The sequence below is a fragment of the Sphingobium aquiterrae genome, assembly GCF_037154135.1.
In the GTDB taxonomy this organism is placed as follows: Bacteria; Pseudomonadota; Alphaproteobacteria; order Sphingomonadales; family Sphingomonadaceae; genus Sphingobium; species Sphingobium aquiterrae.
Window position 1 is genome coordinate 26,298 of sequence record NZ_JBANFL010000012.1, and the last position, 21,477, is coordinate 47,774.

Here is a 21,477-nt window from a genome sequence, read left to right on the forward strand (position 1 = left end):
GGAACCGCTTTTCGCTGCGCTGAACCCGGTTTCCGCAAAAAGGGATGCGGCGGCAAAAGGCTGGAGCGAACGCTGCGGGCTCCATGCATTGACGCTGCTCATGATTGTCGCTGAAATATTGTCGATCGCCCGATTGAACAGGCCCGCACGCGACATCATCTGCACAGGCTCCGCCCCTTGCGCATGGAGCCCCGCGACATGATCGATCTGTATTACTGGACGACCCCCAATGGCCACAAGGTCACGATGTTCCTGGAGGAAGCCGCGCTTCCCTACCGCATCCATGGCGTGAACATCGGCAAGGGCGAACAGTTCGCACCCGAATTCCTGGCCATTGCCCCCAATAACCGTATTCCCGCGATCGTAGATCAGGCCCCGGCGGATGGCGGCGCGCCCGTATCGCTGTTCGAATCCGGCGCCATCCTGCTGTATCTGGCGGAAAAGACGGGGCAGTTCATTCCATCGGACCTGCGTGGCCGGGCAGAGGTGCTGCAATGGCTGTTCTGGCAGATGGGCGGCCTTGGCCCGATGGCGGGGCAGAACCATCATTTCAGCGGCTATGCGCCCGAAAAAATCCCCTATGCCATCAATCGCTATGTGAACGAGACCGCGCGGCTCTATGGCGTGCTGGACAGGCGGCTGGCCGATCGCCGCTTTGTCGCGGACGAAGATTATACGATTGCGGACATGGCGATCTATCCCTGGATCGTGCCGCATGAACGGCAGGGGCAGGACCTGGTCGATTTCCCCCATCTGGCCCGCTGGTTCGGCGATGTCGCCGCGCGGCCGGCGACGGTGCGGGCCTATGCGCAGGCGGAACGGATCAATCCCCCGGACGCGCCGGTCGTGAGCGACGAGGAATCGTGGCGCATTCTTTTCGGTCAGGATGCCGCGACCGTGAAGGGGTGAAGGCCCAGCCTGTCGGATGGCCCATCGCTTGATGGCGCTTGCCGGATGCAGCCAACCCGTTCGGAGCCTGTCGCGACCTCATCCGGCGGCGGGCGCCAGCGGGCGGTCAGTAGCCCATCTGCCGGTTCATCTCCACCGCGTCCAGCACCTTGCCGCCGGCCATGAAGACCGCGCCGGTGCAGCACAGCGCCAGCAGCTTGCCGCCAAAGCCGGGATAATGCTCGATATAGACAAGGCCGCGTTCCGTCGCGCCCAGCGCGAGGGCATAGATGACGAGGAATGCCTCGAACTTGGTCTTGATCGTAAAGAGGTGCTTGATCCTGTCCATGACCATGTCCCGGCAACGCCCGTCAAAGGCGGCCGCATCATGCAACCGTCGAGGATGGGCCAGTCAATAATGTCAGACAGCGCCGTGATCGACCACGCCGTCAGAAGACAAGATCGGCCCGCAGCCCCAAATGGTCAACAAGCGTTAACCATGAATGTTGGACTTTCGTTATTAACGCTGCGTCGCCCAGTGCATCGGCGGCGATGTCTTCGGGCCAATGCTGTGCGATGACGGCGGCAATGCCGTCGATCTTCGCTTCGTCCAGCATGAAGCGCGGGTCCACATCGGCCGGATCGGCGACGACGCGCAGGCGCAGGCAGGCGGGGCCGCCGCCATTGGCCATGGACTGGCGCACATCCACCGGCACCAGCCGACGGATCGGCCCGTTGCCCGCCACCATCGCCTCCAGCCAGTCCCACACGGCCCGCACGCCCCGCGCCTCGGTGGGCAGGATCAGCGCCATGCCGCCTTCGGGCAGGGTGACGAGCTGGGCGTTGAACAAATAGCTTCTGATCGCGTCTTCCAGCGACACGAGCGCGGCGGGCACCTCGATGATCTCGATCTGCGGCAGCGCCGCGCGCATCGCCGCGAAGAAGGCCGGCTTGTCCGAAAAGGCCAGTTCATGCGCGAAGAGGACATGGCCGTTGGCGACGGCCACCACATCATTGTGGAAGGCGCCGGCGGCAATGGCCTCTTCCGACTGCTGCACATGCAGCGTGCGGCTTTCGGCCAAGCCATGGATGCGGGCGACGGCCTTGCCCGCCTCGATATGCTGGCGGGCGGGGAAGGGGCCGCCGGACCGGCCATAGACGAAGACCTCGACCCCCGGCGCATCATGATCGGCGCATAGCCGCATATGATTGGCCGCGCCCTCGTCGCCAAAGGGCGGGGGCACCGGGGCGTGGACAGCAAAGGCCGCCGGGTTGGCGAAGGCGACCCGCAACTGCGCCAGCGTCTGCGGCCATTCATGGCTGCGATGCGGCATGGTGACGAGATTGGCGACGGTCAGGTGGCAGCGCCCGTCGGTAGTATCCGGCGCGGGGGAAACGGTCGCGGCATTGGCGGCCCACATGGCGGAGGCGGACATGGCGGCGGCCCGCATATGCGGCTCGGCGTTCGCCATGTCGATGCCCAGCAAGGCCAGCCATGCCTCATCCGGGCGGCGATGCGGCAGCAGCAGCCCCTGCGCCAGCCCCAGCCGGATATTCGCCCGCATCTTCTCCAGCCCCTGCAGCGCGGCGGCGCGGGGATAGGCGACGGCCCCGGCATTGCGCGCCGACGCCAGGTTGCCGGGGCTCAGCCCCGCATAATTGTGGCTGGGGCCGACGATGCCGTCGAAATTGATCTCCCGCAGGCTCATCGCTCGGCCACCGCCAGCGGGTCGCCCGGCGAGAGATCGAGGATGCGCGCGCTGGTTTCATCCAGCGCGACCGCGCCATCGGGCTGCTCGATCACCATGCCATAGACGCAGCGATAATCGGCCAGCGTGCCGCAGGCGACGATCATGCGTTGCCCGCGTTCCTCATGCACCCCGGCAAAGCGCAGGTCGCGCGCGCCCTTCACCGTCCGCAGCGTGTCGATGTCGCCGACCATTGTCGGCCCGCCATCGAAAATGTCGACATAGCCGGCATTGGCGAAGCCTTCCGCCTCCAGCATGCGCATCGCCGCGCGGCCATTGGGGTGGGGCAGGCCGATGACGGCGCGGGCGCTGTCCGTCAGCATGGCGGTGTAGATCGGCGTCTTGGGCATCAGGTCGGCGATGAACTGGTTGCCGTTGATCGCGTTGAACTCGTCCGCTTCCTGAAAGCTCATGCCGAAGAAGCGGCCCGCAAGCCCGTCCCAGAAGGGCGATCCGCCCGCCTCGTCGATCACCCCGCGCAACTCGGCGATCACCCGGTCGCCAAAGCGGTCGCGGTGCTGGCGGATGTAGAGATAGCGGCTGCGCGCCAGCAGCAGGCCCAGCCCCTCCGCCCGCTCGCGCGGGTGCAGGAACAGCCCGCCGACCTCCGTCGATCCCTCCAGGTCGGTGGTGAGGGACAGCATCTGCGCGCGGAAGGTGCGGCCAAGCTCGCGGCTATGCTGGGTCAGCGTGCCCAGACGATAGGAATAGAAGGGCCATTTCTGCCCCACCGTGCTGAAGATCTGGCAGGTACCGCGCACCTGGCCCGTCTCGGTATTTTCCAGCACCATCAGGATCAGCTCGTCCTCGATGCCGCCCTCGGTGCGGGCCAGCGCTTCGGCGGTGCGTTCCAGCTTGTGCGTCAGGGCGGTGCGGTCGGGCGGCAGGTTGGTGAAGCCGCCGCCGGTGACTTTCGCCATCTCGTACAGCGTCTGGATGTCGTCCAGCCGGGCCGGCCGCATCACGAAGCTCATGCCATGCCCCCCTGCGCGATGCGGATCATGGTGAGGGCGGACAGGCGTGCCCGCTCGGCAAGGCTCTCGACGATCAGAAATTCCTCCGCACTGTGAATGCTGCCGCCCCGCGCGCCCATGGTGTCGACCACGGGGATGCCGCAGGCGGCGATATTGTTGCCATCGCATACCCCGCCGGTGTCGCGCCAGCCGATGGGGAGGCCAAGCGCGGCGCCGCAGTCCTTCACCAGGCCGAAGAGCCGGGTGGAGCCTGCGTCCATGGGCTTGGGCGGTCGTCCGAAGCCGCCATGGCAATGGACGGCGACATCGTGGACCTGCGCGACCTCCGCGATCACCCGGTCGACCAGCGCCTGCGCCGCCATGACGTCATCGGGCGTGCGCGGGCGGAAGTTGACCCGCAGCACGGCATGGTCGGGCACGACATTATTGGGGCCGCCGCCGTCGATCCGCGCCGGATTGCAGGTGAAGCCCGATCCATCCTCGCCGACGCCAGGGCTGCCGGCGGCCAGGCGCAGCGCGATGTCCGCCGCCGCGACCAGCGCATTGCGCCCGTCCTGCGGATTGCGCCCGGCATGGGCGCTGCGCCCGGTGACGATGATCGAGAAATTGCCGCTCCCCGCCCGCGCGCCTGCCAGCGTGCCGTCGGGCAGGGCCGGCTCATAGGTCAGCGCCGCCGCCTTGCCCTGCGCCAGCCGGGCGATGAGCGCGGCGGAAGAGGGGCTGCCCACCTCTTCATCGCTGTTGATGAGCACGTCATAGCCCAGCATCCGCCCGTCCGGATGCCGCTCGATTGCCGCCAGCGCCGCCAGCATCAGCGCGATGCCGCCCTTCATGTCGGCCGTGCCGGGGCCGTTCAACATGCCCGGCGCAATCCAGCGGCTCTCCCGAAAAGGATCGTCCACGCCGAATACCGTGTCCATATGGCCGGTCAGCAGGATGCGGGTCGCCGCCTCCGGCCGCACGCGGACGATCAGATGGTGGCCATGTTCGATGGCCCGGACGGTGCCCGATGCGTCCACGGCCTCCACCGGCGCCGGCGCTGCCAGCGTCACCTCGCCCGGCAGCGCGGCAAAAGCATCGGCAAGGGTGGATGCCATTGCGGCCAGCCCCGGCAGATTGCGCGATCCGCTGCCGATCGCCGCCCATTGCAGCACCCGGTCGGTCATCGGCGCTGCCGATGCCGCTTCCAGTACCTCATCCTCGTCGCGGGAAATTGCCCTCATCGGCGGCACGCTAACAGAGGGTGAGGCGGGGCTCCACCCCCTGCTAGAAATCGTAGATCAGCGTCACCTTGCTCAGCGTGTCGAAGCGCTCGGGCGTCAGCCGGTTTTCCGATTCATATTGCAGGTTATAGGAAAAGCGGGCGGACAGGCGCGCGATGATGCGCGCGTCGAGCGCCGTCAGCGCATTGGCCGATTCGTTGCTGCTCTCGATATAGCCCGATGCGGTTTGGCGCAGGGTCAGTTGCGGGTTCAGTTTCCACGCAAAGTCGATGGAGGAACGCAGGCCAGCCTTGGTTTCCGTGCTGTCGTCGGGATAGTCGACACGGCGCACCGAAGGGCCGGCATCGATCGACAGGTTCAGCTTCTTTGCGTCCAGCAGCTTGTAACCGATACCGGCGGAACCCGTGTAACGGGCATCGAAACCGATGATCGGATCGCGCTCGAACTGCATCAGCCCATAGGCGAAACCCCTGGGATCGAACTGGTAACGCGGTTCATAGGCCGCGACGATGCGCTCGCGCGATGTCTGCCCCGATGCCCGGCGATAGTCCGCGCTGGCGCTCAGCTTGTGCGTCCATTTCAGGCCCGTGCGGGTGATCGCCAGCCCGGCGCTGATGCCGACTTCGCTGGTCGATCCGGTCGAGCGGAATCCGCCCAGCTCGCCGCGGCCCTTCCACAGCTCGAAGATGTCGGCCGACTGGATCATTTCCTTGCGCCGTTCGGCGACGCGTTCGCTCCGCGCATTGACCAGCGCGGAAATCTCTGCCGTGGAGCGCGGATAGGTCTTCCTGGCGATCTTGGCGACGGCGGCGATATCCGCCTCGTCGCCGCTCGCAATCGCCTGCTCCAGCATGGCGCGTGCCGCCGGGGGCAGCGGCGGGGGCGGAAGATCCTGCGCCACGGCCGGGGCCGGCGCAACACACAGAAGCATCAATGCACCGACGGGAACCGAGCGGCGTGAGGGCGTAAATCTATCCAGGGCCATGGCGATCCACACTACAGGCTTCAGCGCCATTTTGAACCCGTTTTGGCGCATGCGCCGTCCATAGCCGGACCATTGGCCCCGAATGTCAGATCAGATGCGCGAATTTGTGCAGGATGTCGCGATACAGCTTCTTCTTGAACGGCACGATGATGTCGGGCAGCGCGGCGGGGTCCGCCCATTTCCAGTCGCGGAATTCGGGATGATCGGTGGCGATGTTCACATCCTCGTCGCCCCCCAGGAAACGCGCCAGGAACCATTGCTGGCGCTGGCCGCGATATTTCCCGCCCCAGATCTTGCCGATCAGATCCTCGGGCAGGTCGTAGAACAGCTCCTCGTCCGTCCGCGCGATGATTTCGACATGATGGGGGGCAATGCCGGTTTCCTCGCCCAGTTCGCGAAGCGCGGTCGCATGAGGGTCTTCGCCGGGGTCGATGCCCCCTTGCGGCATCTGCCAGGCCTCCACCTTGTTGTCGATTCGCTGGCCGACGAAGACCTTGCCATCCATGTTGACCAGCATGATGCCGACACAGGGACGATAGGGCAGCGACGAAATATCGGGCATCCAGGGGGATCTTTCAGCTAATGGGTGCAGGTTCCCGCGCACTGTTCCCCTTTTGGGCTGGTGCGCAGCGGAGTTTCGATCGGTAGATAGGCTGCATGTTTCCGCTCGTCCATCACCCCGATTATACCATTGCGGCAGACCGACGTGGAGCGGGTACGGCCTTCCCATGGAATAAATATTCGCTGTTGATGACGACATTGCGCGCATTGCCGTTACCGCCCGTCGAACATGAAGCGCCGATGGTCGAGCGGGCATGGCTGGAGGCGGTGCATGATCCCGCCTATGTCGCGCAGGTGCTGGGCACCGACGTGCCCGACCACAAGGCGCGGCGGATCGGCTTTCCGGTGACGGCGCCGCTCGCCCGCCGTGTGCAGCGCACCTGCGGAGGGACGGTCGCCGCCGCCCGGCTGGCATTGGCGCATGGCTATGCGGCCAATACGGCGGGTGGCAGCCATCATGCTCATTATGATTGCGGGGCGGGCTATTGCATCTTCAACGATCTGGCAGTCGCGGCGCGGCGATTGCTGGCGGAGGGCGCGGTGCGGCATGTCCTGATCGTGGACCTGGACGTGCATCAGGGCGACGGCACGGCGGCATTGCTGGCGGGGCGGGACGACGTCACCACCTTTTCCATGCACGCCGATCGCAACTATCCCGTGCGCAAGGCGCAATCGACGCTGGACGTGGCCTTGCCCGACGGCTGCGACGACGATGCCTATCTGGCGGCGCTGGCCGATCACCTCCCGCGCCTGATCGAAGCCTGCGCGCCGGACCTCATCCTGTACCAGGCCGGGGTCGATCCCCATGGCGAGGACCGGCTGGGCCGCCTCTCGCTGACCGACGACGGGCTGGCGGCACGCGACGGCATGGTCGCGTGGGAGGCGCGGCGGCGCGGCATTCCCGTCGCCTCCACGCTGGGCGGCGGCTATGGCGAGGACCAGGCCGTACTGGCGGCGCGCCATGCCGCCAGCATCCAGACCATGGCCCGCATCTATTATCGCTGACGATCGCCGGCATCCGCCGCACCGCTTCTTTGGGAAAATCATCGAACAATCGCGAGGGACGCGCACGGGCACTCGCCGCCTTCGCAACGATCCGCTAAAAAGGCGGGTATGAACCGCGATGGCAGATTGAAGCGTGGGCGCTGCTGGGGCAGAATGGCGCCATGAATGCATCCAACCCCAGGCGCGGCAGGCATCTGGCCGCAGCCGGTCGGGCCATCTCGTCAGGCGGCGGCCTGATCGGGCGGATGATCGCGGGCAATTTCCATCGCCTGCTGGACAGGATCGATTCGGGGCTGGCAGCCGGGCGGCTGGAAGCATGGCTACCCGATGGCAGCATGCGCATTCTTGGCGGCAGGGCGCCGGGGCCGGTGTGCGAGGTGCGGCTGTATAGTTGGCGCGCGCTGGTGCGGCTGGCGACGGCGGGGTCGGCGGGCTGGTATCGCGCATGGGAACTGGGCGAGTGGGACAGCCCCGACCCGGTGCCGCTGTTCGCGCTGTTCATGGCCAATGCGCGCAGCCTTGGCGATGCCGGGCGCGGCCATGGGCCGATGCGCTGGATCGGCGGCCTGATCCATGCCCTGCGCCGCAACAGCCGCCGGGGCGCCCGCCGGAACATCGCCTTCCATTATGATCTGGGCAATGATTTCTACGGCCTGTGGCTCGACAGGAACATGCATTATTCCAGTGCGTTGTTCGATGATATTGAGGATGAATCGGAAAGCCTTGAGGAAGCCCAGCAGCGCAAGGTCGATGCGATCCTCGACCGGCTTGCGCTCCGCGATGGGCAGAGCCTGCTGGAGATCGGCTGCGGCTGGGGCGGCCTGGCGGAAACGGCGCTGCACCACGCCGGCATCCGCTATGATGGCTTGACGCTGTCGGTCGAGCAGGGGGATTATGCCCGGCACCGGCTGGACGCCGCCGGTTTCGGCGACCGCGCCCGCATCCTGCTGACGGACTATCGCGACGCGGCCGGGCAATATGACGCCATCGCCAGCGTGGAGATGGTGGAGGCGGTCGGGCAGCGTTACTGGCCGGATTATCTGGCGGCGATCCATCGGCTGCTGAAGCCCGGCGGCCGCGCCGCGATCCAGTATATCCTGATCGATGACGTCATTTTCGACGTCTATGCCGCGCATGTGGACTTCATCCAGGCCTATATCTTCCCCGGCGGCCTGCTGTTGTCGGAACGCCGGTTCCGTGCCCTGGCCGAGCAGCAGGGCTTTGCCTGGGAAGAGCAGCATCATTTCGGGCTGCACTATGCCGAGACGCTGCGGCGCTGGCGCGTGGCCTTCGACGCGGTGGTGGAGCAGGGGCGCCTGCCGTCCAGTTTTGACGCGCGCTTCGTCACGCTGTGGCGCTATTATCTGATGTATTGCGAGGGCGGCTTCCTGGGTGGCGGCATCGATGTGGGGCAGGTGACGCTGGTCAAGCGCTGACCGGCCTGTGCCGTACAGAAATATGGCAATATTTCAGTATGATATGATTCATCTCTCTCATCGCGAGAGAGACTGGATCAAGCCTCGACGCGCAGCCGATGGCCGGTCGGCACGTCCGACGTCACCAGTTCCACGATTGCATGGGCGACCGTCTCGGGCGCCTTCACCGTTGCGGGATCTTCGCCGGGGAAGGCGCGCGCACGCATCGCGGTGCGGGTGGCGCCGGGGTCGAGGATGGCGGTGCGGATGGCGGAGATGTTCTTCACTTCCTCGCCATAGGCCAGCACCAGCACCTCCAGCGCCGCCTTCGACGCGCCATAGGCACCCCAATAGGGACGCGGCTTCTGGCCGACGCTGCTGGTCACGGCGATGAGCCGTGCGCCCTTGCTGGCCCGCAGCATCGGGTCGAAGGCGGCGATCAACGCCTGTTGCGCCGAGACGTTGAGGGTCAGCAGGCGCGCAAATTCCTTGGCGTCGATCGCCTGCACGGCCGCCAGCGAACCCAGGGTCGCGGCATTGAGGACCATGATGTCCAGCGCCTGCCAGCGCCCGGATATGGCGCTGGCCAGCCGCCCGATGCTCTCGCCGTCGGTCAGGTCCAGCGGGGCGATGGTGGCGCTGCCGCCGGCGGCGTGAATGGCCTCTTCCACTTCCTCCAGCGCGCCGGTGGTCCGGGCGGTCAGCACGACATGCGCGCCCGCCGCCGCCAGCGCCTTGGCCGTGGCCGCGCCGATGCCGCGACTGGCGCCGGTGACGAGGGCGAGTTTGCCGGAAAGGGAAAGGGTGTCGGTCATCGGCTGCGGTTCCCTGACGCCCGCCGGGTGGCGGAGCCTTGCTGTCGGGTGAAGGTGGAAGGCTGGAAGGTTAATGGGGAGAGGGCAGGCGCGTCGCGCCCTACATCACCCGTTCGGCCAGCAATTCGAACTGGTTCGTCACCACGGCTTCATCCTGGTCGGTGAGGGTCGTGGGGTAATCGCCGGTAAAGCAGGCGTCGCAATATTGTGGGCGGATGTCCGCGCGCTTCACTTCGCCCAGCGCCTTGTAGAGCCCGTCGATGGAGAGGAAGGCCAGACTGTCGGCATGGATGAAATCCTGCATCCCCGGCACGTCCAGCTTGTGGGCGAGCAGCTTGGTCCGTTCCGGCGTGTCGACGCCGTAGAAGCAGCTGTGCTTGGTCGGCGGGCTGGCGATGCGCATATGCACTTCGGCGGCGCCGGCCTCGCGCATCATCTGCACGATCTTGAGCGATGTGGTGCCGCGCACGATGCTGTCGTCGATCAGGATGATCCGCTTGCCGGCGATCAGCGCGCGGTTGGCATTATGCTTCAGCTTGACGCCAAGGTGGCGGACCTTGTCGCCCGGCTGGATGAATGTGCGGCCGACATAATGCGAGCGGATGATGCCCAGCTCGAACGGAATGCCCGATTGCTGGGCATAGCCGATAGCCGCGGGCACGCCGCTGTCGGGCACGGGAATGATATAGTCGGCATCCACCGGGTTCTCGATGGCAAGCTGCGCGCCGATGGCCTTGCGCACCGAATAGATGCTGTTGCCGTCGACGATGGAATCGGGACGGCTGAAATAGACATGCTCGAAGATGCACGGGCGGGGACTGACATCGCCGAAGGGGCGGTGGCTGCGCACTTCGCCGGCCTCTGCGCCGCTATTGGGCGCGATCACCAGCTCGCCCGGGTCGATCGACCGGATATAGTCGGCCCCGACCACGTCGAGCGCCACCGTCTCCGATGCGAAGATGATCGAATCGCCCAGCTTGCCCATCACCAGCGGGCGGATGCCCAGCGGGTCGCGGCAGGCGATCATGCCCTCGGGCGTCATCACGATCAGCGAATAGGCGCCCTCCACCTGCTTGAGCGCGTCGATGAAACGGTCGAGCAGGGTGCGGTAGCTGGAGGTGGCGACCAGATGGATGATGACTTCGGTATCGGACGTCGACTGGAAGATCGACCCGCGCCGCACCAGCTCGCGCCGCAGCTTCATGGCGTTGGAGATATTGCCGTTATGCGCGATGGCGAAGCCGCCGGTGGCCAGGTCCGCATAAAGCGGCTGCACGTTGCGCAGCGATGTTTCGCCGGTCGTCGCATAGCGGACATGGCCGCAGGCGCTTTCGCCCGGCAGCGCACGGATCACATCGTCGCGGTCGAAATTGCCCGCGACATGGCCCATGGCGCGGTGGGTGTGGAAATCATGGCCGTCCCAGCTGGTGATTCCGGCCGCTTCCTGGCCGCGATGCTGGAGTGCGTGGAGCCCGAGCGCGACCATGGCCGCTGCCGTTTCCGCGCCGGAAACGCCGAAAATCCCACATTCTTCGCGCAACTTGTCGTCGTCGAACGGATGCGTTGTGAGCATGATATAGATGTTCCGCTGCTGGAACCCCTGGCCGATCAGGGGCGACCTTATGGCTGGCCCTATAGGCGCATCCGCCCGATTTGTCGCCCCATTGTCACAAAAAAGCGTCGCGGGGCTATTATCCGCCGAACAAGTGGCGGATTTCCTGGTTTTTCCGGCGCGCGCGGCCGGCCATGAGGGCGCCATCAAAGCGGGCCGGGCATAGCATGGGGGCAAGCGGGCCGCCACCGCGCCATAAGTAAAAGGGACACTGGCCTTGCTGTCCCGGCACGGCTAAACAGCGCCTCGAAATGCATATCTTCGCCAACCCTGCGCGATTCCTGTCGATCGCCCGACCATTGACGCCATGGCTGTTCTGGCCGGGACTGGCGCTGATCGTGGCGGGCAGCCTGTGCGGTCTGTTCCTGACCCCCGCAGACTATCTGCAGGGCGAGACGGTACGGATCATGTACCTGCATGTCCCCGCCGCATGGCTGGGCATGGCCGGGTGGAGCGGGCTTGCCGGTGCGGCCATCATGCAACTGGTGTGGCGCCATCCGCTCGCCGCCATCGCGGGCCGGGCGATTGCCGTGCCGGGCGCGCTGTTCACCGCGCTATGCCTGATGACCGGCTCCATCTGGGGCCGCCCGACCTGGGGCACATGGTGGGAGTGGGACGGGCGGATGACCTCCATGCTCGTCATGTTCTTCCTGTATCTGGGCTATATCGCGCTGGCCGATGCCGGCGCGCGCGACAGCCGGGGCGGGCCGGGGCAGGGCGGGGTCAGCCGCGCGACGGCGATCTATGCGCTGGTCGGCGCGGTCAACCTGCCGATCATCAACCGTTCGGTGGTGTGGTGGAACAGCCTGCATCAGGGGCCGAGCATCACGGCGCGCGGCTCCACCATCGACGGGGCGATCCTCTGGCCGCTATGGCTGACGTTGACCGGCTTCACGCTGCTGTTCGCGGCCATCGTGCTGATGCGGATGCGCGCCATATTGGCGACCAACAAGGTGGAGGCGCGGTTGCAGCGCCTCGCGCGCGGCTGAACGGAAATATCGGATGAACCCCTGGCCGTTTGTCATTGCCGCCTATGCGTTGACCTTTGCGGGCACCATTGCGATCTGCTGGGCGAGCTGGCGGGGGATGCGCCGCGCCGAGCGTCGCGCCGACGACATGAAGCGGGGCGAGTGACCGGATGGCGATGAAGGCGAAGCATCAACGGCTGATCCTGGTGCTGGCGGCGCTGGTGGCGCTGATCGGAGCGGGCCTGCTCGCCGCCTCGGCGCTGCGGGATGAGGCGGCCTATTTCTATGCGCCCAATGATGTGAAGACCAAGGGCGTCGAGCCGGGCAAGGCCATCCGCCTGGGCGGCATGGTGCAGAAGGGCAGCCTGAAACGCGCGCCCGACGGCGTGACCATCCGCTTCAACGTCACCGATTTCAAGGCGACGGTGCCCGCGACCTTCAGCGGCATCGCACCGGACCTGTTCCGCGAGGGATCGGGTGTGGTGGCGGAGGGCGCCTTCGACAAGGGTGGCACCTTCATCGCGAGCAACCTGCTCGCCAAGCATGACGAGCGCTATATGCCGCGCGAGCTGGATGGCCTGAAATATGATGACAAGACCCACCAGATGCAGGCTGTGAAGTGACCTGCGCCTCACTTGCCTCCGTTCGCCCCGAGCCTGTCGAAGGGCGGTTCTTCTTGGAAGAGAAGGACAAGGCTTCGACAGGCTCAGCCCGAACGGACGTGGAGTCTTCAGTATTGGGGTGCCCGGCATGATCGCCGAAGCCGGCCTCGCCGCGCTGTGGCTCGCCGCCGCGCTGGCCTTCCTGCAACTCGCGCTCGCCTGGTTCGGCCTGACGACCGACAAGGAAGAACTGCTCGCCCCCATCCGCCCGGTCGCGGTGGCGCAGGGCGTGCTGACGGCCCTGTCTTTCCTGCTGCTCATCACCCTGTTCCTGCGTTCCGACATGTCGGTGGCGCTGGTCGTGACGAACAGCCATTCGGCCAAGCCATGGCTCTACAAGTTCGCCGGTACATGGGGCAATCATGAGGGCTCGATGCTGCTGTGGGTGACGGTGATGGGCATTGCCGGCGCGGCGGTCGCGCTGTTCGAGCGGGCGCTGCGGCGGGACACGCATATGGCGACGCTGGGCGCGCAGGCCGCGATCAGCCTTGGTTTCTATGCGTTCCTGCTCTTTTCCTCCAATCCCTTCGCCCGGCTCGATCCGCCGGCGCGCGACGGGCAGGGGTTGAACCCGCTGTTGCAGGACCCCGGCCTCGCCTTCCATCCGCCCACGCTTTATCTCGGTTATGTCGGGCTGTCGGTGGCCTTCTCCTTCGCGGTCGGCGCGCTGCTGACCCGCAATGTCGACGCGGTGTTCGCCCGGGCGATGCGGCCATGGGTGCTGGCGGCGTGGATATTGCTGACGCTGGGCATCACCGCCGGCAGCTACTGGGCCTATTATGAGCTGGGCTGGGGCGGCTGGTGGTTCTGGGACCCGGTGGAAAATGCCTCGCTGATGCCATGGCTGGCAGCGACGGCGCTGCTCCATTCGGTGACGGTGCTGGCGACGCGCGACGCGCTGCGGGCGTGGACGGTGATGCTGGCGGTGGTCGCCTTCTCCATGTCGATGGTCGGCACCTTCCTCGTGCGATCGGGTATCCTGACCAGCGTCCATGCCTTTGCGGTGGACCCGGAGCGCGGCACCTTCATCCTCGCATTGCTCGCCATCTATATCGGCGGGGCGCTCGCGTTGTTCGGCCTGCGGGTTGGCACCGTGCGCGAGGGCGCGCAGTTCGAGGCGGTGAGCCGCGAGACGATGCTGGTCGTCAACAACCTGCTGCTCTCCGTGATCCTGGGCATCGTGCTCATCGGCACGCTCTATCCGCTGATGACCGAAGCCTTCGGGCACAAGGTGTCGGTGGGCCCGCCCTATTTCGATCGGGTGGCGGGGCCGGTGGCGCTGGCGCTGGTGATCGCGATGGGCATGGGGCCGCTCACCCGCTGGCGGCGCGATACGCTGAGGCCCGTGCTGGGCCGGATGCTGGTGCCGGCATTGGTGTCGCTGGCCGCGCTGGCGCTGGTCGCGATCCTCGCCTGGGGGCGGATCGGGATGTTGCCCTTCCTCGGGCTGGTACTGGCGGGCGGCGTGGCCGTTGCCAGCGTGGCGCCGCTCTGGAAGCGCAACCTGCGCCGCACGCCGCTCTTCACCTGGGGCATGGTGATCGCGCATCTGGGCTGCGCCGTCAGCCTTGCCGGCATGGCTTCGGATTCCGCCTTCACGGTGGAAAAGCTGGTGGCCGCGCGGCCTGGCGACCGGGTGGAGACAGCGGGATGGACAGCCGATTTCCAAGCGATCTCGCCGCTTGCGGGCGACAACTGGACCGCGCTGCAGGCCGATATCGCGGTGTCGCGCGGCGGGGGTGAGCCCATCATATTGCATCCCCAGTCGCGCTTCTTCTCCTCGCCGCCGACGGCGACGACCGAATCGGCGATCCTCACCCGCTGGGACGGGCAGCTTTATGTCGTGCTGGGGCAGGATGCCGCGCAGGATGGCCGCTATCAGCTGCGCATCTGGTGGAAGCCCTTTGTCACCTTCATCTGGCTGGGCGGGGCGATGATCGCGCTGGGCGGCCTGCTGGCGCTGCTTGGCCGTGAACGGCGCGGCTGGCTGATGAAGCTGCGCCGTCGCCGCGCCGGGGAGATACTGGCATGAGGGCGGCGCTCATCTGGCTGCCGCTGGGGCTGTTCCTGGGCTTCTTCGCACTGTTCGCCAGCGGGCTGCTGAAGCCCGATGACCGGGTCATCACCTCCAAGCTGGTGGGCAAGCCGCTCCCGGCCTTCATCCTTCCCGCCGCCGCCAGCGACCGGCCGCCGCTGACCAATGCGGACCTCAAGACCGGCAAGCCGCATCTGCTCAACGTCTTCGCCAGCTGGTGCGTGCCCTGCGCCGCGGAAGCGCCGCAGCTGATGGCGCTGCGCCGGCAGGGCGTGGAGATCGACGCCATCGCCATCCGCGATGCGCGCGATGACGTGGATCGCTTCCTTGGCCGCTGGGGTAATCCCTACAGCCGCATCGGGCTGGATGCGCGCTCCGCCGTGCAGTTGGCGCTGGGCTCCTCGGGCGTGCCGGAAACCTTCGTGGTCGACGGGCGGGGGATCATCCGCCACCAGCATATCGGCGATATCCGCGAGGATGATATTCCCGGCATCCTGCAAAAGCTGGAGGAGGCGCGATGAAGCGGCTCCTGGCGATCCTGTGCCTTGCCCTAGGGGCGCTGTCTCTGGCCCCGGCACTGGCGCAGACGGCGCTGCCGCCGGCCCCCTATGCCGACCGCCAGCTGGATGACCCGAAGCTGGAGGCCAGGGCACGCGACCTGATGCTGACCATCCGCTGCCTCACCTGCCAGAGCCAGTCGATCGCGGACAGCAATGCCAGCATGGCCGGGGACCTGCGCTCGCAGATCCGTGAGCGGATCGCGGCGGGCGAAGACCCGGAGCATATCCGTGCCTGGCTGATCGAGCGCTATGGCGACTGGGTGAGCTATGAGCCCAGCGCCGCGCCCATCCTCTGGCCGCTCTGGGCCGCGCCGGTCATCCTGCTGCTGCTGGGCGCGCTGTTGGTGCGCGGGCGATTGAAACGCAAGAAGGGGCGCGGCTGATGGGTTGGGGCATTGCCATCGGGCTGGCGATCATCGTGCTGGGCGCGATCCTGCTGATCGCCCGCCCGCCGCGGACAAGCTGGGAGCTGATCGCCGCCGTGCTGCTGCTGGGTGTCGCCGGCTATGCGTGGCAGGGGCATCCGCGTCTCGCCGGCAGCCCGCGCAGCGCGGAATCGACCGCGGCGCCCTTTGACGAATCGCTGGCGGAACAGCGCCGGGCGATCGGCGAACGCTTCGGCGCCAGCGGCAAGTGGCTGGTGCTTTCCGATGGCCTTGGCCGGCAGGGCAATACGAAGGACGCCGCCAATGTGCTGGTGTCCGCCATCCGCAGCGATCCCAAGGACTCGACGCTGTGGGTGGGGTTGGGCAATGCGCTGGTGGCGCATGGCGACGGGATCGTCTCGCCATCGGCCGAATATGCCTATCGCCGCGCCATCGCGCTCGATCCGCAGGCACCGGCGGCGCGCTGGTTCCTGGGGCTGGCGTTGGCGCGATCGGGGCAGCTGGAATCGGCGCGCACCGTCTGGGCGGCGCTGTTGCCCATGGTGCCGCCCGAACAGCCCTTCCATGCCGAGCTGAAGGCGAATCTGGATCAGATCGACCGTGCCCTTTCGGGGCAGGCGCCGGCCATGCCCTGACAGGAGGATGCGGGGGTGGCGGTGGGTCGTTGCGCCCCACCATCGCCCGTGATAGGGCGACCCGGATTGCACGCCGCCAGGGGGAACCGCGGCGTTGCTGCACAGAGGCAGACGGCATTCATCATGACAGCACGATATATTGCCCATGGCTGAGTATACGGCTGCGTCCGGCAGGGCGGAGGCGCCCCATGCCCCGGGCGTGCCCGCCCCGCAGGATGGCGGACATGGGCATGGGAACGGTACGCTGAAGCTTGCCGTCGGGGCGATCGGCATCGTCTTCGGCGATATCGGCACCAGCCCGCTCTACGCCTTTCGCGAAACCTTCGCCGGCCATCATCACCTGACGCTCGATCCCGATCATATATTGGGCGTCATCAGCCTGATGTTCTGGTCGATGATGCTGGTGGTGACGCTGAAATATGTCTCCATCATCATGCGGGCGGACAACAAGGGCGAGGGCGGCAGCCTGGCGCTGCTGGCGCTGATCAGCGGCCAGACGCGGACCCGGCGGTGGTCGTCCGGCATCATCCTGCTCGGCGTGTTCGCGACCTCGCTCTTCTATGGCGACAGCATGATCACGCCGGCCGTGTCGGTGCTGTCCGCGGTGGAAGGCCTGGCCGTCTACAATCACGGCCTGGCGCCGTTGATCGTGCCGATCGCGGTCGTCATCCTGGTCGGGCTGTTCTGGCTTCAGAGCCAGGGTACGAACCGGGTGGCGACGCTGTTCGGGCCGATCATGCTCCTCTATTTCCTGGTGATCGCGACGCTGGGCATCATCAGCATCGTCAAGACGCCGGGCATCTTGTTCGCCTTCAATCCCTATTGGGCGGTGATGTTCTTCGTGACGGACCCGTTGCCCGCCTTTCTGGCGCTCGGCTCCGTCGTGCTGGCCGTGACCGGCGCGGAGGCGCTTTATGCCGACATGGGCCATTTCGGCCGCAATCCCATCCGCATCTCCTGGCTGTTCTTCGTGTTGCCCGCGCTGATGATGAACTATATGGGGCAGGGCGCGCTGCTCTTCCGCGAAGGGGCGGTGGCGCTGCACAGTCCGTTCTACAATCTGGCGCCCTCCTGGTTCCAGCTGCCGTTGATCGGCATCGCCACGATGGCCGCGATCATCGCATCGCAGGCGGTGATCTCCGGCGCCTTCTCCGTCACGCAGCAGGCGATCCAGCTGGGCTTCATGCCGCGCCTGCGCATCGCCCATACCAGCGCGTCGACCGCCGGGCAGATCTACATCCCCCTGATCAACTGGGGGTTGATGGTGATGGTGATCCTGCTGGTGCTCAGCTTCCGCACATCCTCCAACCTGACGGCGGCCTATGGCATCGCGGTGACAGGCGCGATGTTCATCGACAATGTGCTGCTGACGGTGCTGGTCTTCCGCCTGTGGCACTGGCCGAAGATCTGGGCGGTGCCGCTGCTCGGCATCTTCTACTTCGTGGATGGCGCCTATCTGGCCGCGAACATGACGAAGATCCCGGCGGGCGGCTGGTTCCCGCTGCTCATCGGTTTCTGCGTCTTCACCCTGCTCACCACATGGTCGCGCGGGCGCAAGCTGATGATCGACCGCATGCGCGAATCGGCGATGCCCATTCCGGTCTTCGTCGCGTCGGCCGCCAACAGCGCGGTGCGCGTGGCCGGGACGGCGGTGTTCATGACATCGACGCCGGACGGCGTGCCGCATGCGCTGCTCCACAACCTCAAGCACAACAAGGTGCTGCATGAGCGGGTGATCCTGCTCACCGTCAAGATCATGGACGTGCCGGCGGTCGAGCAGGACGGGCGATGCAAGCTGGAGGATCTGGGCCGGGGTTTCTTCCGCCTCGTCCTCTATTATGGTTTCATGCAGGAACCGGACGTGCCGGCCGCACTCAAGTCGCTCTCCGGCTGTGGACAGTCATTCAAGATGATGGACACAAGCTTCTTCCTCGCCCGGCAGACATTGTTGCCGTCTTCGCGGCCTGGTATGCCGATCTGGCGTGAAAAACTCTTCGCCTGGATGCTACGGAACGCGGAAAGTGCCATGGAATTCTTCCGTTTGCCTACCAACCGAGTGGTCGAATTGGGAAGTCAGGTGGAGATTTAGGGCTAGCGCTTTGCAATATTCTGCGCTGTTGTCTCTTTTTTACTATCATTTCTCGTTTTTTCATCCCACAAAAGGGCATGAAGAGCAAGATACGGCTGATGCCGCTGATGGCGGGCGTGATCGCCATGATGACCGCGTGCGGGGGTGGGGGATCGGGCGGCAGCAGCCCGGCTCCGACGCCCACGCCGACTCCCACACCCGTGCCAACCCCCACACCCACGCCGATGGCGGGCTGTTCCGTGCGGGAGCGGCAGGATTGGGCGGCCGCGCAGCTCAACGAATGGTATCTCTTCCCTGAAACCCTGCCGACGGCGCTCGACCCCACGCCCTATGCGAGCGTGGACGCCTATATCGACGCGCTGACCGCCACCGCGCGGTCGCAGCGGCGGGACCGTTATTTCACCTATCTCACCTCCATTGCGGATGAGGATGCCTATTATGCCTCGGGTTCGAATGTCGGCCTGGGTCTGAGGCTCGCGACCGATTCGTCGCAGACCCGCCTGTTCGTGATCGAAGCGTTCGAGAATGGGCCGGGGTTGAACGCGGGCATAGACCGGGGCGCGGAAATCCTGGCGATCGGCACCACATCGGCCAATCTGCAGACGGTGAGCGCGCTCACCGCATCGGGCGGGCTGCAGGCGGTCGTCAACGCGCTGGGGCCGGATACGACCGGCACGACGCGGGTGCTGCGCATTGCCGATGCAACCGGCGTACGCAATGTCAGCGTGACCAAGGCGGATTTCTCCCTGCTGCCGGTGTCCAACCGCTATGGCGCGAAGATCATCGACGATGGCGGGCAGCGGATCGGCTATGTCAATTTGCGCACCTTCATCACCCCGGCGGAGCAGGCCCTGCGTGACGCCTTTGCAAGTTTCCGCGCGGCGGGGGTGACGCAGATCATCGTGGACCTGCGCTATAATGGCGGCGGGCTGGTTTCGGTGGCGGAGCTGATGGGCAATCTGCTCGGCGCCAATCGCGCGACCACCGACATCTTCACGCGTCTCACTTTCCGCCCGGAAAAGAGCGCGGAGAATGAGACGAGCTATTTTGCGCCGCAGCCGCAATCGGTCGCGCCCACCCGCATCGCCTTCATCGGCGGGGGGAACACGGCATCGGCCAGCGAACTGGTGATCAATGCCTTCATCCCTTATCTGAACAATAATGCGGGGCTGATCGGCGCCAATACCTATGGCAAGCCCGTCGGCCAGATCGCCATCGACCGCCCGGCCTGTGACGACCGGCTGCGCGTGATCGCCTTTGCGACGCAGAACAGCGCGGGCAACGCGAATTATTATGACGGCCTTGCCGGCACGGTGAAGGCGAGCTGCCAGGCATCCGACGACATCGGCTATGCGCTGGGCGACCCGCGTGAGGCATCGACGCGGCAGGCGCTGGATTTCCTTGCCGGGCGCAGCTGCACGCCGATTGCGGGCACGCTCTCTTCCCGTGTATTGGGCGAGGGACGGCGGGAACTGGTGACGCCGGAACGCCCCGGCACGGCGCAGCGGGAAGTGCCCGGCCTGTTCTGACGTTGCGACAACGGGGGCGACATGTTCCTGCGAAGGCAGGAACCCAGGGTGATGTTACGCTACAATGGCTCTGGGCTCCTGCCTTCGCAGGAGCACGATGCGCCAAGTGCGACGCTTAACCGCGGGGGCCTTCGCCTTGGCATATTGGCGGCGAGGGTGGCGATGCGGTCGGTAGCGTGCCGACGCCCTGGCCAGCACCGCGATCAAAAGAGATGACAAGCTCCTGCCTTCGTAGGAGCACGATGCGCCTAACCGCAGAGCGCGGCCTTCGCCTTGGCATATTGTGCGGCGAGGGTGGCGATGCGGTCGGCGGCGCTTTCCACCTTCGTCACGGCGCCGATGCCCTGGCCCGCCCCCCAGATATCCTTCCACGCCTTTGTCGCATGATCGCCGCCCGAACCGAAATTCATCTTGTCCGGATCGCCCTCGGGCAGGTTGTCCGGGTCCAGCCCGGCCTTGAGGATCGACTGGCGCAGATAATTGCCTTTGATGCCAGTGAAATAGGCTGAATAGACGATGTCGCTCGCATGCCCCTGGGCAATGGTCTGCTTGTAATCGGGCACGGCGTTCGCTTCGGTCGTGGCGATGAAGGCGCTGCCGATATAGGCGAGGTCGGCGCCCAATGCCTGCGCCGCCAGGATGGAGCGGCCATGGGCGATCGCGCCCGACAGGGCGACCGGCCCGTCGAACCATGCACGGATTTCCTGCATCAGGGCGAAGGGCGAGAAGGGGCCGGCATGGCCGCCCGCACCGGCCGCGACGGGGATCAGCCCGTCCGCACCCTTTTCGATGGCCTTGTGGGCGAAGCGGTTGTCGATCACGTCATGGAAGGTGATGCCGCCCCAGCCATGGACGGCATGGTTCACATCCTCCCGCGCGCCCAGCGATGTGATGACGATCGGCACCTTCCACTGCGCGCAGGTCGCCATATCCTCTTCCAGCCGGCCGTTGGAGCGGTGGACGATCTGGTTGACGGCAAAGGGCGCGGCGGGGCTGTCCGGATTGTCCCGGTCCCATGCCGCCAGTTCCTGCGTGATCTGGTGCAGCCATTCGCCAAGCTGTGCCTGGGGCCGTGCGTTCAGCGCCGGAAAGCTGCCGACGATACCGGCCTTGCACTGGGCGATGACCAGTTCCGGCCCCGACACGATGAACATCGGCGATCCCATGACGGGCAGGCGCAGGCGGTCGAACAGCGGCGAGGGCAGGGACATCGGTCAGGCTCTCCTCTTGGAGCAATTTCGAGTTGGGCGGAATCTCCCAGCGGCTCGGAAATTGCGGCATCGAAAAATCGAGAGCGGTTCCGTGTAAACGGAAACCGCTCTAGCCGGCGGTCTTGCGCATATCGGCGGATCGGGGGCGTGGCTGCGGCGATTAGCCGGGCCAACGC

The 21,477-nt window shown here is 66.1% G+C and carries 21 protein-coding genes; 12 read left to right on the forward strand and 9 right to left on the reverse strand.

Annotation, left to right across the window (positions count from 1 at the left end):
* The first annotated feature begins 198 nt into the window (after positions 1-198).
* Complete coding sequence (locus WFP78_RS13780; RefSeq protein ID WP_336963286.1) at positions 199-909, forward strand: glutathione binding-like protein; 711 nt, start codon at positions 199-201, stop codon at positions 907-909.
* 106 nt (positions 910-1,015) lie between these two features.
* Here WFP78_RS13780 and WFP78_RS13785 read toward each other — a convergent pair whose 3' ends face one another.
* The 6 genes from WFP78_RS13785 to WFP78_RS13810 all read right to left on the reverse strand — a co-directional run bounded on the left by WFP78_RS13785 (position 1,016) and on the right by WFP78_RS13810 (position 6,380).
* The gene (locus tag WFP78_RS13785; protein ID WP_336963289.1) at positions 1,016-1,237 is read right to left on the reverse strand and encodes a hypothetical protein; all 222 of its coding nucleotides are present in this window, start codon (positions 1,235-1,237) and stop codon (positions 1,016-1,018) included.
* Between the two features lie 100 nt (positions 1,238-1,337).
* Positions 1,338-2,597, reverse strand: a complete 1,260-nt coding sequence (locus WFP78_RS13790) for an N-succinylarginine dihydrolase (protein WP_336963293.1) — start codon at positions 2,595-2,597, stop codon at positions 1,338-1,340.
* Positions 2,594-3,610, reverse strand: coding sequence for an arginine N-succinyltransferase (locus WFP78_RS13795; protein WP_336963296.1), 1,017 nt, complete (start codon positions 3,608-3,610; stop codon positions 2,594-2,596). The genes WFP78_RS13790 and WFP78_RS13795 overlap by 4 nt, the downstream gene beginning before the upstream one ends.
* Positions 3,607-4,833 carry a hydrolase gene (locus WFP78_RS13800; RefSeq protein WP_336963298.1) on the reverse strand — a complete coding sequence of 409 codons (1,227 nt, stop codon included), beginning with the start codon at positions 4,831-4,833 and terminating at the stop codon, positions 3,607-3,609. The genes WFP78_RS13795 and WFP78_RS13800 overlap by 4 nt, the downstream gene beginning before the upstream one ends.
* A 43-nt stretch (positions 4,834-4,876) precedes the next feature.
* Positions 4,877-5,848, reverse strand: coding sequence for a DUF481 domain-containing protein (locus WFP78_RS13805; protein WP_336963300.1), 972 nt, complete (start codon positions 5,846-5,848; stop codon positions 4,877-4,879).
* Between the two features lie 55 nt (positions 5,849-5,903).
* Entirely contained in the window at positions 5,904-6,380 is a 477-nt protein-coding gene (locus tag WFP78_RS13810; protein WP_336963305.1) for an RNA pyrophosphohydrolase, read from the reverse strand.
* 95 nt (positions 6,381-6,475) lie between these two features.
* On the opposite strand from WFP78_RS13810, the gene WFP78_RS13815 reads away from it, so the two are divergent.
* A complete protein-coding gene (locus WFP78_RS13815) occupies positions 6,476-7,384 on the forward strand; it encodes a histone deacetylase family protein (protein WP_336963307.1) in 909 nt (302 codons plus the stop codon).
* Between the two features lie 161 nt (positions 7,385-7,545).
* Positions 7,546-8,820, forward strand: a complete 1,275-nt coding sequence (locus WFP78_RS13820; RefSeq protein ID WP_336963310.1) for a cyclopropane-fatty-acyl-phospholipid synthase family protein — start codon at positions 7,546-7,548, stop codon at positions 8,818-8,820.
* Between the two features lie 77 nt (positions 8,821-8,897).
* Here WFP78_RS13820 and WFP78_RS13825 read toward each other — a convergent pair whose 3' ends face one another.
* Together WFP78_RS13825 and purF are read right to left on the reverse strand one after the other, a co-directional pair.
* Positions 8,898-9,614: an SDR family NAD(P)-dependent oxidoreductase gene (locus WFP78_RS13825; RefSeq protein WP_336963313.1), complete on the reverse strand. Its 717-nt coding sequence runs from the start codon at positions 9,612-9,614 to the stop codon at positions 8,898-8,900.
* Between the two features lie 100 nt (positions 9,615-9,714).
* Positions 9,715-11,187, reverse strand: a complete 1,473-nt coding sequence (gene purF, locus WFP78_RS13830) for an amidophosphoribosyltransferase (RefSeq protein ID WP_336963316.1) — start codon at positions 11,185-11,187, stop codon at positions 9,715-9,717.
* A gap of 290 nt (positions 11,188-11,477) precedes the next feature.
* Here purF and ccmC point away from each other — a divergent pair, with 290 nt between their 5' ends.
* The 9 genes from ccmC (at position 11,478) to WFP78_RS13875 (ending at position 20,090) form a co-directional block, all read left to right on the forward strand.
* Positions 11,478-12,215 carry a heme ABC transporter permease CcmC gene (ccmC, locus tag WFP78_RS13835; RefSeq protein WP_336963319.1) on the forward strand — a complete coding sequence of 246 codons (738 nt, stop codon included), beginning with the start codon at positions 11,478-11,480 and terminating at the stop codon, positions 12,213-12,215.
* 13 nt (positions 12,216-12,228) lie between these two features.
* Positions 12,229-12,360 (forward strand): hypothetical protein, encoded by a 132-nt coding sequence (locus tag WFP78_RS13840; protein ID WP_336963322.1) that lies wholly within the window; start codon positions 12,229-12,231, stop codon positions 12,358-12,360.
* A gap of 10 nt (positions 12,361-12,370) precedes the next feature.
* Complete coding sequence (gene ccmE / locus WFP78_RS13845; protein WP_336963324.1) at positions 12,371-12,817, forward strand: cytochrome c maturation protein CcmE; 447 nt, start codon at positions 12,371-12,373, stop codon at positions 12,815-12,817.
* A 127-nt stretch (positions 12,818-12,944) separates the two neighbouring features.
* Complete coding sequence (locus WFP78_RS13850) at positions 12,945-14,888, forward strand: heme lyase CcmF/NrfE family subunit (protein WP_336963327.1); 1,944 nt, start codon at positions 12,945-12,947, stop codon at positions 14,886-14,888.
* A complete protein-coding gene (locus tag WFP78_RS13855) occupies positions 14,885-15,412 on the forward strand; it encodes a DsbE family thiol:disulfide interchange protein (RefSeq protein WP_336963329.1) in 528 nt (175 codons plus the stop codon). The genes WFP78_RS13850 and WFP78_RS13855 overlap by 4 nt, the downstream gene beginning before the upstream one ends.
* Positions 15,409-15,834, forward strand: a complete 426-nt coding sequence (locus WFP78_RS13860) for a cytochrome c-type biogenesis protein (RefSeq protein WP_336963331.1) — start codon at positions 15,409-15,411, stop codon at positions 15,832-15,834. Before WFP78_RS13855 ends, WFP78_RS13860 begins: the two co-directional genes overlap by 4 nt.
* Positions 15,831-16,472, forward strand: coding sequence for a tetratricopeptide repeat protein (locus tag WFP78_RS13865; RefSeq protein ID WP_336963578.1), 642 nt, complete (start codon positions 15,831-15,833; stop codon positions 16,470-16,472). The genes WFP78_RS13860 and WFP78_RS13865 overlap by 4 nt, the downstream gene beginning before the upstream one ends.
* Positions 16,473-16,617: 145 nt before the next feature.
* Positions 16,618-18,561 (forward strand): potassium transporter Kup, encoded by a 1,944-nt coding sequence (locus tag WFP78_RS13870; RefSeq protein WP_336963334.1) that lies wholly within the window; start codon positions 16,618-16,620, stop codon positions 18,559-18,561.
* Positions 18,562-18,638: 77 nt separating this feature from the next.
* Positions 18,639-20,090 carry a S41 family peptidase gene (locus WFP78_RS13875; RefSeq protein WP_336963337.1) on the forward strand — a complete coding sequence of 484 codons (1,452 nt, stop codon included), beginning with the start codon at positions 18,639-18,641 and terminating at the stop codon, positions 20,088-20,090.
* A gap of 248 nt (positions 20,091-20,338) precedes the next feature.
* On the opposite strand, the gene WFP78_RS13880 is transcribed toward WFP78_RS13875, so the two are convergent.
* The gene (locus WFP78_RS13880; protein ID WP_336963340.1) at positions 20,339-21,301 is read right to left on the reverse strand and encodes an NAD(P)H-dependent flavin oxidoreductase; all 963 of its coding nucleotides are present in this window, start codon (positions 21,299-21,301) and stop codon (positions 20,339-20,341) included.
* Positions 21,302-21,477: the final 176 nt, after the last annotated feature.

What these genes read in the sequence shown, in the direction of transcription:
- WFP78_RS13870 (WP_336963334.1), top strand. Translation starts at nt 16,618, where the DNA reads ATGGCTGAGTATACGGCTGCGTCCGGCAGGGCGGAGGCGCCCCATGCC.
- WFP78_RS13840 (WP_336963322.1), top strand. Translation starts at nt 12,229, where the DNA reads ATGAACCCCTGGCCGTTTGTCATTGCCGCCTATGCGTTGACCTTTGCG.
- WFP78_RS13805 (WP_336963300.1), bottom strand. Translation starts at nt 5,848, where the DNA reads ATGGCGCTGAAGCCTGTAGTGTGGATCGCCATGGCCCTGGATAGATTT.
- WFP78_RS13790 (WP_336963293.1), bottom strand. Translation starts at nt 2,597, where the DNA reads ATGAGCCTGCGGGAGATCAATTTCGACGGCATCGTCGGCCCCAGCCAC.
- WFP78_RS13855 (WP_336963329.1), top strand. Translation starts at nt 14,885, where the DNA reads ATGAGGGCGGCGCTCATCTGGCTGCCGCTGGGGCTGTTCCTGGGCTTC.
- WFP78_RS13800 (WP_336963298.1), bottom strand. Translation starts at nt 4,833, where the DNA reads ATGAGGGCAATTTCCCGCGACGAGGATGAGGTACTGGAAGCGGCATCG.
- WFP78_RS13785 (WP_336963289.1), bottom strand. Translation starts at nt 1,237, where the DNA reads ATGGACAGGATCAAGCACCTCTTTACGATCAAGACCAAGTTCGAGGCA.
- WFP78_RS13875 (WP_336963337.1), top strand. Translation starts at nt 18,639, where the DNA reads ATGAAGAGCAAGATACGGCTGATGCCGCTGATGGCGGGCGTGATCGCC.
- WFP78_RS13810 (WP_336963305.1), bottom strand. Translation starts at nt 6,380, where the DNA reads ATGCCCGATATTTCGTCGCTGCCCTATCGTCCCTGTGTCGGCATCATG.
- WFP78_RS13780 (WP_336963286.1), top strand. Translation starts at nt 199, where the DNA reads ATGATCGATCTGTATTACTGGACGACCCCCAATGGCCACAAGGTCACG.
- WFP78_RS13860 (WP_336963331.1), top strand. Translation starts at nt 15,409, where the DNA reads ATGAAGCGGCTCCTGGCGATCCTGTGCCTTGCCCTAGGGGCGCTGTCT.
- purF (WP_336963316.1), bottom strand. Translation starts at nt 11,187, where the DNA reads ATGCTCACAACGCATCCGTTCGACGACGACAAGTTGCGCGAAGAATGT.
- WFP78_RS13815 (WP_336963307.1), top strand. Translation starts at nt 6,476, where the DNA reads ATGTTTCCGCTCGTCCATCACCCCGATTATACCATTGCGGCAGACCGA.
- ccmC (WP_336963319.1), top strand. Translation starts at nt 11,478, where the DNA reads ATGCATATCTTCGCCAACCCTGCGCGATTCCTGTCGATCGCCCGACCA.
- WFP78_RS13795 (WP_336963296.1), bottom strand. Translation starts at nt 3,610, where the DNA reads ATGAGCTTCGTGATGCGGCCGGCCCGGCTGGACGACATCCAGACGCTG.
- WFP78_RS13825 (WP_336963313.1), bottom strand. Translation starts at nt 9,614, where the DNA reads ATGACCGACACCCTTTCCCTTTCCGGCAAACTCGCCCTCGTCACCGGC.
- WFP78_RS13850 (WP_336963327.1), top strand. Translation starts at nt 12,945, where the DNA reads ATGATCGCCGAAGCCGGCCTCGCCGCGCTGTGGCTCGCCGCCGCGCTG.
- ccmE (WP_336963324.1), top strand. Translation starts at nt 12,371, where the DNA reads ATGAAGGCGAAGCATCAACGGCTGATCCTGGTGCTGGCGGCGCTGGTG.
- WFP78_RS13820 (WP_336963310.1), top strand. Translation starts at nt 7,546, where the DNA reads ATGAATGCATCCAACCCCAGGCGCGGCAGGCATCTGGCCGCAGCCGGT.
- WFP78_RS13880 (WP_336963340.1), bottom strand. Translation starts at nt 21,301, where the DNA reads ATGTCCCTGCCCTCGCCGCTGTTCGACCGCCTGCGCCTGCCCGTCATG.